General features: G+C 65.2%; 7 protein-coding genes and 1 tRNA gene. 1 reads left to right on the forward strand and 7 read right to left on the reverse strand.

What is annotated here, in order from left to right:
• Positions 1–21 precede the first annotated feature (21 nt).
• Positions 22–1,086, forward strand: a complete 1,065-nt coding sequence (locus G6N77_RS11895) for a D-2-hydroxyacid dehydrogenase (RefSeq protein ID WP_165182376.1) — start codon at positions 22–24, stop codon at positions 1,084–1,086.
• 223 nt (positions 1,087–1,309) lie between these two features.
• Here G6N77_RS11895 and G6N77_RS11900 read toward each other — a convergent pair whose 3' ends face one another.
• The 7 genes from G6N77_RS11900 to G6N77_RS11930 form a co-directional block, all read right to left on the reverse strand.
• Complete coding sequence (locus G6N77_RS11900; RefSeq protein ID WP_306986878.1) at positions 1,310–2,665, reverse strand: MFS transporter; 1,356 nt, start codon at positions 2,663–2,665, stop codon at positions 1,310–1,312.
• Between the two features lie 155 nt (positions 2,666–2,820).
• Entirely contained in the window at positions 2,821–3,639 is an 819-nt protein-coding gene (locus G6N77_RS11905) for an IclR family transcriptional regulator (protein ID WP_165182377.1), read from the reverse strand.
• Between the two features lie 468 nt (positions 3,640–4,107).
• The gene (locus G6N77_RS11910) at positions 4,108–4,398 is read right to left on the reverse strand and encodes a hypothetical protein (protein WP_165182378.1); all 291 of its coding nucleotides are present in this window, start codon (positions 4,396–4,398) and stop codon (positions 4,108–4,110) included.
• A gap of 99 nt (positions 4,399–4,497) precedes the next feature.
• A tRNA-Val gene (locus G6N77_RS11915) sits at positions 4,498–4,573 on the reverse strand.
• Between the two features lie 74 nt (positions 4,574–4,647).
• On the reverse strand, positions 4,648–5,601 hold the full coding sequence (locus tag G6N77_RS11920) for a Sir2 family NAD-dependent protein deacetylase (RefSeq protein WP_370875204.1): 954 nt from the start codon (positions 5,599–5,601) through the stop codon (positions 4,648–4,650).
• Positions 5,602–5,667: 66 nt separating this feature from the next.
• The gene (locus tag G6N77_RS11925) at positions 5,668–6,144 is read right to left on the reverse strand and encodes a peroxiredoxin (protein ID WP_165182379.1); all 477 of its coding nucleotides are present in this window, start codon (positions 6,142–6,144) and stop codon (positions 5,668–5,670) included.
• Positions 6,144–6,563: a DUF3052 domain-containing protein gene (locus tag G6N77_RS11930; RefSeq protein WP_165182380.1), complete on the reverse strand. Its 420-nt coding sequence runs from the start codon at positions 6,561–6,563 to the stop codon at positions 6,144–6,146. Before G6N77_RS11930 ends, G6N77_RS11925 begins: the two co-directional genes overlap by 1 nt.
• Between the last annotated feature and the right edge of the window lie 419 nt (positions 6,564–6,982).

The raw sequence follows: 6,982 nt of genomic DNA on the forward strand, positions 1-6,982 counted from the left end.
GCATTCTATCCACAATTCAGTATGATGAACACCATGACCCCTGAAAATCTCACCGTTGCGATTGCCGTCCCCCTTGAAGCGGAGCACGTGCAGGCCATCCGCGCCGCGCACCCTTCAGTCACCGTCCTGTACGAACCGGAGCTGCTGCCCCCGGAGCGCTTCCCGGCCGACCACGCCGGCGATCCTGCCTTCGAGAGGACTCCGGAACAGGAAGCCCGCTATTGGGACATGCTGCGCTCGGCAGACGTGCTGTACGGCTTCCCGAACGAAAACGCCGCGGGGCTGGCGGAGATTGCGGCCAGCGGGAAGGTCCAGTGGATTCAGGCCATGGCCGCCGGGGCGGGCGGAGCGGTCAAGGCCGCCGGGCTGTCCAGCGGGCAGCTGCAGCGAATTGCCGTCACCAGCTCAGCCGGCGTGCACGGGCTGACGCTGGCGGAGTTCGCCATGATGGGCGTGCTCAACGGTTTCAAGCGGACTCCGCAGATGGCCGCCGACCAGGCCGCCAAGCATTGGCCGCCATTGCGCACCCCCACGCGTCTGGTGAGCGGCTCCAACGTGGTCATTACCGGGCTGGGCGAGATAGGCGTGGCAACGGCCCGCCTGGCCCGCGCCATGGGCATGAACGTCAGCGGCACGAAGCGATCGGTCGGGCCCGTCGACGGCGTGGATGAGGTGACCGACACGGCAGGGCTGCCAGGGCTGCTGGCGAACGCCGACGCCCTCATCAATACACTACCCGGCACGCCGTACACGGAAAGGATGATCAACGCCGAGGTGTTCGCGGCGATGAAGCCCGGAACGGTGGTGGTCAATGTCGGCCGCGGGACGGTCATTGACGAGGAGGCCCTGCTGGAAGCGCTGGACAACGGCCAGGTCTCCTTCGCCTGCCTGGACGTTTTTGCCGTGGAGCCGCTCCCCCAGGACAGCCCCCTGTGGTCGCACCCGCGCGTGATGGTTTCCCCGCACACCTCGGCCCTGAGCGTTGCGGAGAACCGCCTGATCGCCGAGCGCTTTGCCGACAACCTGGCCCGCTTCCTGTCCGGCGAGCCACTGCTGCATGTAGTGGATCCCGTGCACTTCTACTGAGCCCGGCGCACCGCACCGCCCACAAAGAGGGAGGGAGCCTCCGGCCGGAGGCTCCCTCCCTCTTTGGGCGCCCTGGAAATCTGCACTCCGCCCTTGGCGGACTTCAGGCCCAGGCGGCGGCTGCGCGGACAGCAACAGGCGAGCGGCCGCCGTCGTTCGCTTTCCCTAAGCCGGGACACGCAGAAGGCGCCCGCCGGAGCGGACGCCTTCCGGGATTGCCTGCTCAGGCGTCTTCGGTGAGCATCAGGTCGCGGCCCACCGTTTCAGGGGTGGCGAAGGTGGCCGCAAAGGAGATCCCGGCCAGGACCAGCGAATAGCCAGCCAGCACCATCCACGACTGGTGGGTCAGGCCCAGCAGCAGGGCGCCCACGAACGGGGCGATGCCGCCGGCAAACACGGCCGAGATTTCACGGCTCATGGCCACGCCGGTAAACCGGTGGGTGGAGCCGAACAGTTCGGGCAGCAGGGCGCACTGCGGGCCCAGCATGGACTGCACGCCCAGCGCGATGCCCACGGTCATGACAATCCAGACCAGGGTCACGTTGCCCAGGGAGATCAGGTAGAACGCCGGAAAGGCGAAGAGCAGCTGGAACAGCGCGCCGTAGCGGTACACCTTGACGCGGCCCACGCGGTCGGACAGGGCACCGAACGCAACCACCATGATGGCCGAGAAGCCGGCGGCAATCAGCAGGCCCACGGGGCCGATGAACTTGTCGCCCTCGAAGATGCCGCCCTTGGCCGCCATGAAGCCCACCAGCAGAGTCGAGTAAATGGTGGAGTTGCCGTTTTCACCCATGCGCAAGCCGATTCCGATCAGCACGTTCTTCCGGGAGGTTCGCCACAGCACGCCCAACGGGTTGCGGGTGACGTCCTTGTGCTTCTCCAATTCCTGGAAGACGGGCGTTTCCTTCAGTTTCAGGCGGATGTAAATGGCGATCGCAATGAGGATGGCGCTGGCCAGGAACGGCACGCGCCACAGCCAGCCGGTCAGCACCTCGGGGTGGGCCAGGCCCATGAGGGCGAAGGTGCCGGCGCCGAGCAGGGTGCCCACCTGGATGCCAACGAACGGCAGGGCGGCAAAGAAGCCGCGGCGCCGGCGCGGGGCCACCTCGGAGATCAGGGTGGTGGCGCCGGCCTGCTCGGCCCCGGCCCCGAGCCCCTGGATGATGCGCAGGATCACCAACAGCACGGCGCCCAGCATGCCGGCCTGGGCGTGGGTGGGCAGCAGCCCAATGCAGAACGACGCCGTTCCCATCAGTCCGATGGTCAGCAGCAGCACCTGCTTGCGGCCGAAGCGGTCCCCGATGTAGCCGAAGATCAGGCCGCCGAAGGGGCGCGCGGCAAAGCCGACGCCGTAGGTGGCGAAGGAGGCAATCAGGCCCCCCGTGGGGCCAAGAGGGGAAAAGAACAGCGGGCTGAAAATCAGCGCCGAGGCCAGGCCGTAGATGTAAAAGTCGTAGTATTCCAGCGCTGATCCCACGGAGCTGGCCAGGGTGGCACGGCGCAGCTGCTCCGGATCCACCGGGATGGTGTCATTGTCCGCGGCTGCGGCCTGGGCTTTTAAAGGCTGTGTAGTCACTGCTTCTCCCTCGAAACTTCCGGGACCACCGTTGGTCCGGACGGGCAACAACGAGCTATGAGCTCGATCACTATGTTGAACAGCGTACATCATGTTGAACACATCGCCAAGGGTGGCAATTCATCCAGCGGCCATATTGCGGCAGCCCGGCCCGGCTACCCCATGGGATTTCCAAGGGCGCGGGTCAATTCACGCAGTTCGCCCACCATTGCATCGCGCTGCGCATCGGAGAAGGTGGCCTTCAATGCGGTCACGGAGACGCCCAGGCTGGGCCCATGGGCGCCGCGGGTTGGCACGGCCATGCCCAGGCACACCACGCCAAGGGTGGATTCCTCATCCTCGAAGGCGTAGCCCTGGGCGCGGACTTTCAGGATTTCCGCCTTGAACGCCTTGCCCGTGGCCAGCGACTTGGGGGTCATGGCCGGCAGCTTCAGCGCGTCCGGGTAAAGTTGCGCGATGTCGTGGTCGTGCAGCCGGGCCACCAGCGCCTTGCCCACCGCGCAAACGGACACCGGCATCTTGTCCCCGATGTTCGACGTCAGGCGCACTGCCGGGTGCCCTTCATAACGGGCCAGGTAGATGACATTGTCGCCGTCGAGCATGGCAATGCGGACCGTCTCGCCCCTGAGCGTTGGCGCCTGCTCGCAAAACCGGTAGAACTCCCTGACTTCATCACGCCGGCTCAAGTAGGCGGCACCGAGTTCCACCAGCTTCACGCCAAGGGCATAGTCGGCCCCCTGCCGGCTGATCAGCTCGGCATCCTCCAGCGCCTGCAGGAGGTTGGAGGTGGACGACTTGGGAATGCCCAGCCCCCGCGCCAGGTCGCTGAGCGTCAGCCGTCCGGATTCCGATTCCGCCAGGGCATTGAGCACGGCGGCCGCCCGTGTCACCGCCGGTGCCGGTGTTGCGTGCGCGCGTGATTCGCCGCCCTTGGCGTGCTCGGCATTAGCCTGCTTGAGCTGGGTGTCGCCCATGAAATCCTCCGTGCTTGGGGGCTGGCAGAGGCGCCGCCAGCCGGTGCGCCACCGCATGCAATGGTTCATTGCAGTGAACACTCTCCATCATACTGGCCCTTGCCAGACGTAGAACGTCCGCTATTGTACAAATCCGGCAGGCAGGGTATATTCTTTTTCAGGTCCTCCACTGTGGCGTCCCCCAATAGCCACAGTGGAGGACCCTTCCATTTAAGCCTTCAATGCGCCGGCTAAGCCTTCAATGCGCCGGCGCGGTCCGCGGCCTGATCCCAGGCCACGCGGCAGCCGCCGGCGAGGCAGCCCAAAAAAAATTACATCCGGAAATTCTGCGTGTCAGTTTGCATCTGGGCCGGGCACCCTATATATTTTTATTACTGGCTCCTCTCCACAGCGTCCCCCAATAGCTGTGGCGAGGAGCCTTTCAGTTTAAGCTAGGGCATCGTGCGGCACACAGACGGTCAGGCAGCCTTATGTCCAAGCCCGCAGTTGCCACCCACCACCCATTTGGTCGCGCTCCAGTTCAAGGGTGGCCAGGTCGCTGCGCGGATTGCGTCCCAGGCGCGCCTGGACCCGCCACACTTCAACGTCAATGCGGCCCTGTCCCCGCGGCATCCGGGCCGAGCGCTCCCACCAGTTGATGCGCTCAAACCAGCGCAGGGGTTCCTCCGCCACCAGCCACTGGCGCCCGCCCCGCTCAACGGCCACCGGCTCCCCGGCCGGGGTGGTTTGTACAAGTACGTGCTCAGGAAAGTTCTTCATGGCTGGAACGTTACGGAGGGGGTCTGACATTCAAGGCGGCGGGCAGCAGAAAACCCCGCCGTTCCGGGCCGTGAGGCCGCGCAATGGCGGGGTTTTTCGTGGTGGGTCCTACCGGGATCGAACCGATGACATCCACGGTGTAAACGTGGCGCTCTACCAGCTGAGCTAAAGACCCAAGGTGCTGTTTCGCCGGCCCACTTTACGCGTGCCGGGCGGACCAACGAGAAACTACTGTACCCGATGCGGCAACTAATGCACGAATCGGCCGGGCAGGGCCTCGGCAAGGTAGGTCAGCGATTCGCTCACACCGGCTTCGAGCTTGCTGCCCGCGAGCTCGTCGCCCCGCGTGGGGCCTCGGTTGATGATGAAGACGTCCTTGCCATCCTTGGCCGCCCTCCTCACAAAGCGCAGGCCGCTCATGACGGTCAGCGAGGAGCCGGCCACCAGCAGGGCCCCCGCCGCATCAAGCATCGCAAAGGAACGCTCCACCCTGTCCTTGGGCACGTTTTCGCCGAAGAACACAAAATCCGGCTTGAGCATGCCCCCGCACAGCGGGCAGCGGGCCACCCGGAAGGATTCAATCAATTGCTCATGGTCCAGGTCGGCATCCGCATCCGGTCCCGCGGCAACACCGCCTGATTGCGCCACCTCCTCCAGAAAACCCGGGTTGAGCTCGGCCAGGACCACGGCTATGAAGGAGCGGGGGTACAGCTCCCCGCACTGCAGGCAGGCTACTGTGTCGAAGCGGCCGTGGAGGTCCACCACATTTTCCGCCCCGGCCGCTTCATGCAGCCGGTCAACATTTTGGGTGATGACCCCGGTCAGCAGTTCGGCCCTGTCCATGGATGCCACGGCAAAATGGCCGATGTTCGGCTCGGCGTGGCGCATGGTGGCCCAGCCAATGTGGTTCCGCGCCCAATAGCGGCGCCGCAGGGCCTCATTGCCCACGAACTCCTGGTACGTGAGCGGGTGGCGGGGTGCGGCGTTGGGGCCCCGGTAGTCGGGAATGCCCGAATCCGTACTGAGGCCGGCCCCCGTGAGCAGGGCAAATTTTCCCGCGCCAAGGACGGCGGCCATTCCGTCGAGGGTTGCCCGCGCGGCCGCGTCCAGGGGCTGGGCCAGCCCCGCCGTGTTTTGCACCAGGCCGGTCAGGCCAATGCCCGGGCGCACCGCGTCCCCGCCGGGAATTTCCGCCTCAGCCACCGCTCCCCCTTGCACGAACACCTGGAAAAACTTCGGAACTATTTTACCAACGCCGGTGCAGGCCGGCTAAAGTGCCGCCAACGCCTGACGGTATCTATCCAGCGGGCGGGCCTGGCCCGTGGGCGTGCTGAAAGCATCGCGCACCACACCTCCGGCGTCAATGACAAAGGTGCTGCGACCGGCCATGCCGCGGTCGTCATCAAAGACGCCGTAGCGCCGTGCCACGTCGCCGTGGGGCCAAAAATCCGCCAGCAGGTCGAAGGTGTAGCCCTCGGCCTGGGCATAGGCCCGCAGCGTGTACTTGCTGTCCACCGAAACGGCCAGCAACCTGACCCCGGCGGCGGCAAACTCCGCGAAGTTGTCCCGCAGCTCGCACAGTTCACCCGTGCAGATGCCGGAAAAGGCAAATGGATAAAAGACGACGGCGACCGGCCCGCCGCGCAGTGCAACCAGGGACACGGGTTCGCCAAACTGGTTGGACAGCGAGAAGTCCGGAGCCGTGTCCCCGACCCGAACGCCCAAGGGTGCGCCGGCGCGGTCCATTACTGGCGCTTGCGCGGAACCAGCCGGGTCGCTGCCCAGTCGGCGGAAACGCCGGCAGTGGTGGTCACATGCAGCCCGGCCGTAGGGGCGGCCTCCTGGATTTCAGCCGGCGGAACGTAGCCGTCGCGGCCGGACTTCGGCGAGAGGATCCACACCACGCCGCCCTCATCCAAGGTGGTCAGGGAATCCACCAGTGCGTCGACCAGGTCGCCGTCGTCCTTGCGCCACCAAAAAATAACGGCGTCAACCACGTCATGGTCGTCCTCATCGAACATCTGTGAACCAATCAGGTCCTCAATGTTGTCCCGAAGCAAAAAATCAACGTCGTCGTCGTATCCGAGTTCCTGGACGAGATCCCCGTCCTTGAACCCCAATTTGCCTGCCACCTTGGCTACAGTGCCGGCGTCGGCCTCGCTCACTTGATTCCTCCTGCGTTCAACGCTTCCGCGTTGGTTTACGTTTTACCTGTCCCAGTCTAGGGGGTGCGCCCATATTGCCTCTACACCGCGCCGCAGATCAGCTTCCGGGTTGCAGCGCCCGACATGGACGTGATTTACATTACGCCGGCCATTCCGGGCTGCAAGCGCTGCCCCCGCCGCTGCCGGGGGCAGCGCGGCGCCAATCAGCGCGATGTGGGGCTGAAATCCTGTGCTGCCGGCACCATCCCCGGGCCCCTCCTTATCTTTAACGCACGACGTCGGCGCGACCGGCGGTTTCTTCATGGACGGGCTCCGGCTACGCACAAGCCGTTGCGTCGGTCTAGAGTGATTGGTAAACGCCCACGACCACAGTTCTGGGCGCCCACACTGCTTTTAAGAGAGGTTGGACGTGGCTGCAG

This window comes from Arthrobacter silviterrae, from assembly GCF_011045165.1.
Taxonomy (GTDB): Bacteria; Actinomycetota; Actinomycetes; order Actinomycetales; family Micrococcaceae; genus Specibacter; species Specibacter silviterrae.